Source organism: Promineifilum sp. (SeqCode) (genome assembly GCF_041918635.1).
In the GTDB taxonomy this organism is placed as follows: Bacteria; Chloroflexota; Anaerolineae; order Promineifilales; family Promineifilaceae; genus Promineifilum.
Genome location: NZ_JAYRVJ010000439.1, coordinates 1 through 2,766, shown reverse-complemented (window position 1 = coordinate 2,766; position 2,766 = coordinate 1). Strand labels below are relative to the sequence as shown.

2 protein-coding genes and 1 pseudogene are annotated in these 2,766 nt (G+C 66.0%); 1 reads left to right on the top strand and 2 read right to left on the bottom strand.

Translation table 11 applies throughout. The annotated features are described in order from the left end of the window. The coding region (locus ACE3UY_RS13565; protein WP_374688043.1) for a WS/DGAT domain-containing protein at positions 1-690 on the top strand (690 nt) is incomplete at its 5' end. Between the two features lie 81 nt (positions 691-771). Here the strand turns inward: ACE3UY_RS13565 and ACE3UY_RS13560 are convergent. Continuing rightward, positions 772-2,400 (bottom strand): alpha-amylase family glycosyl hydrolase, encoded by a 1,629-nt coding sequence (locus ACE3UY_RS13560; protein ID WP_374688042.1) that lies wholly within the window; start codon positions 2,398-2,400, stop codon positions 772-774. Between the two features lie 14 nt (positions 2,401-2,414). Next, positions 2,415-2,766 (bottom strand): annotated as a pseudogene (locus tag ACE3UY_RS13555) (mechanosensitive ion channel family protein); the annotation flags it as partial.

Below are 2,766 nucleotides of genomic sequence, written 5' to 3'. Positions count from 1 at the left end.
GCCCCCGACCCGCCGTCTATTTATCGCGGCAAGCTGGGCGTGGCCAAGCAGGCGGCGTGGTCGCGGCCGTTGCCGCTGAGCGAGATCAAGGCGATGCGCCGGGCCACGGGGGCGACGATCAACGATCTGATGACGGCCGCCGTCACCGGCGGCCTGCGGCGCTATCTGGAAGCGCATGGCGAGCCGGCGGTTGACTTCCGCGCCGCCGTGCCGGTCAACCTGCGCGGGCCGGACGAGATGGGGGAACTGGGCAACAAATTCGGCCTGGTCTTCCTGGATTTGCCTGTCAGCGCGGTGAACGTGCGCGACCGGCTGGCGCTCATTCGCTACCGGATGGAGGCGTTGAAGCACAGCCAGGAAGCGCCGGTCTCGCTCGACGTGCTGGCGGCCATCGGCTTCTCGCCGCAACTGCTCCAGGAGATGGTGGTGCGCATCATCGGGGCCAAAGCGACGGCCGTGTTGACCAACGTGCCCGGCCCGCCCATTCCCCTCTATCTGGCCGGGCAGCCCATTGACACGCTGATGTTCTGGGTTCCGCAGAGCGGGCGGTTGGGGCTGGGGATCAGCATCCTCAGCTATGCCGGCAACGTCTTCCTGGGCATAGCCACCGACGCCGGCCTGGTGCCCGACCCGGATGAGATCATGTTGGGGTTTTATGCGGAGTATGACGAGTTGTTGGAATTAGTCTGATATATCTCACGCAAAGACGCAAAGAACGCAAAGCTCAGAACAATTCTGGGCTTTGCGTCTTTGCGTGAGAGTCCTTTTCGCTTAAGCGGTGGACGATAGTCTAAGGATGATCCCCTCATTCCCTGCCAATACAAACTCGCCGATCGCTGCTGTTCCGACGCGCGCCGGGTCGGTGCTAAGGGCAAGCGACGCTGCGCCGCCCCCCACGGCCGCCCGCAGGTCGAGCGTCCGCGCCGTCCCGCCGAGGTTGAGCACCATCAGGAAACCGTCACGCCCCGGCGCCACGCGGCGGTAGGCGAGCACGTCCTCGACGCCCAGAGCGACCCCTTCATACGCCCCCCGATTCAGCGCCGGCTCGGCCCGCCGCAGCGCGGTCAGGGCGCGATAGAAGCTCAGCATCGAAGCCGGGTCGCTGTCCTGCGCGGCCACGTTGCGCTCGTGGGCGTCGGCGGCCAGCGGCAGCCAGGGCGTGACCCCCAGCGGCGTGAAGCCGGCGTTGGGCGAGCCGTCCCACTGCATCGGCGTGCGCTCCGGGTCGCGGCCCCACAGTTCGAATAGTTCCGGCTGTTGCCGCGCGGCCGGATCCATGCACTGCTCAAACGGGATGGGCACGTCCTCCATGCCGATCTCGTCGCCGTAATAGCAGGTCGGCGTACCGCGCAGCGTCAGGAGGAGCATCTGGGCCACGCGGGCCTGGGCCTGGCCGACGCGGCTGGCGATGCGGTGCTGATCGTGGTTGCCCAAGACCCAGTTGGGCCAGCCATCGGCCGGCAGCGCGGCCTCATAGTCGCGGACGTACTCGCCGATGAGCCGCGCGTCCCAGGGCATGGTGATCAGCCGGAAGTTGAACGGCATGTGGCACTCGTCGCCGTCGCCGTAGTAGGTCACGAGTTCGTCGATGGGCAGGTAAATCTCGCCGACCATCATGCGCTCGTCGTACTCGTCCAGCACGGCGCGCATCTGGCGAATGAGATCGTGGACGCCCTCGACGCCGGCGGTGTGGACGTGGCGCAGGCGGTCGAACGGCCGCGCGTCTGGCCCGGCGTCGGGGTTGGGCGGCTCGTCGCGCAACTGCTCATCCTTCATCATCAGCCAGATCACGTCCACCCGGAAGCCATCCACGCCTCGATCGAGCCAGAAGCGCATGTTGTCGAGCATGGCCGGCAACACCTCGGGATGGCGATAGTTCAGTTCCGGCTGGCTGCGGTGGAACTGGTGCATGTAGAATTGGCCGGTGTGGGGGTCATACGTCCAGGCGTCGCCGCCGAAGTGGCTCTGCCAGTTGTTGGGCAGGCGCGTCTCGGGCGGGCCGTCGCCGGGGGTGGGGTCGGCCCAGATGTAGTAGTCGCGCTTGGGGTTGTCGCGGCTGCTGCGGCTCTCCACAAACCAGGCGTGCTCCTCGGAGGTGTGGTTGGGGACGAGGTCGAGGATGACGCGGAGGCCGCGCTCATGGGCTTCGGCCAGGAGCGTATCGAAGTCCTCCAGCGTGCCGAACATGGGGTGGACGTCGCAGTAGTCAGCCACGTCGTAGCCAAAGTCGTGCATCGGCGACGGGAAGATCGGCGACAGCCAGATGGCGTCAACGTGGATCGATTGCAGGTAGTCGAGCCGCCGGCGGACGCCGTTCAGGTCGCCCACGCCGTCGGCGTTGCTGTCCTGGAAGGAACGCGGGTAGATTTGGTAGATGATGCCGGTTTGCCACCAGTGCATGGGTGTCTCCTCAGTCAGTGTGTGACGGAACTTTCTTGGGCAGTGGGCGGGCTCTGCACGCGAAAGGTGGGTGGTTGATAGTCGCTCGGCAAGAAGTCGGGCGGCAGGGTGACGGCGTTGCCATCGCGCAGGGCTGAGTAGGCCGGCGACATCAGCTCGATGCCGGCGGCGGCGAAGCGATTCTGGATGTGCTGGTGCAACTCCGAGTTCAGCCGGGGCAGCAGCTCCGGTTGGCGCGTGAAGGCGTTGAGCTGGTAGCTGACGTTGTAGTCATTGAGACTCGTTTGCAGCACGAAGGGCGCGGGCGTCTTCAAGACGTGTTGAGTGTCCCGCGCCGCGGCGATCAGTAGTTCATGAACCTGTTGC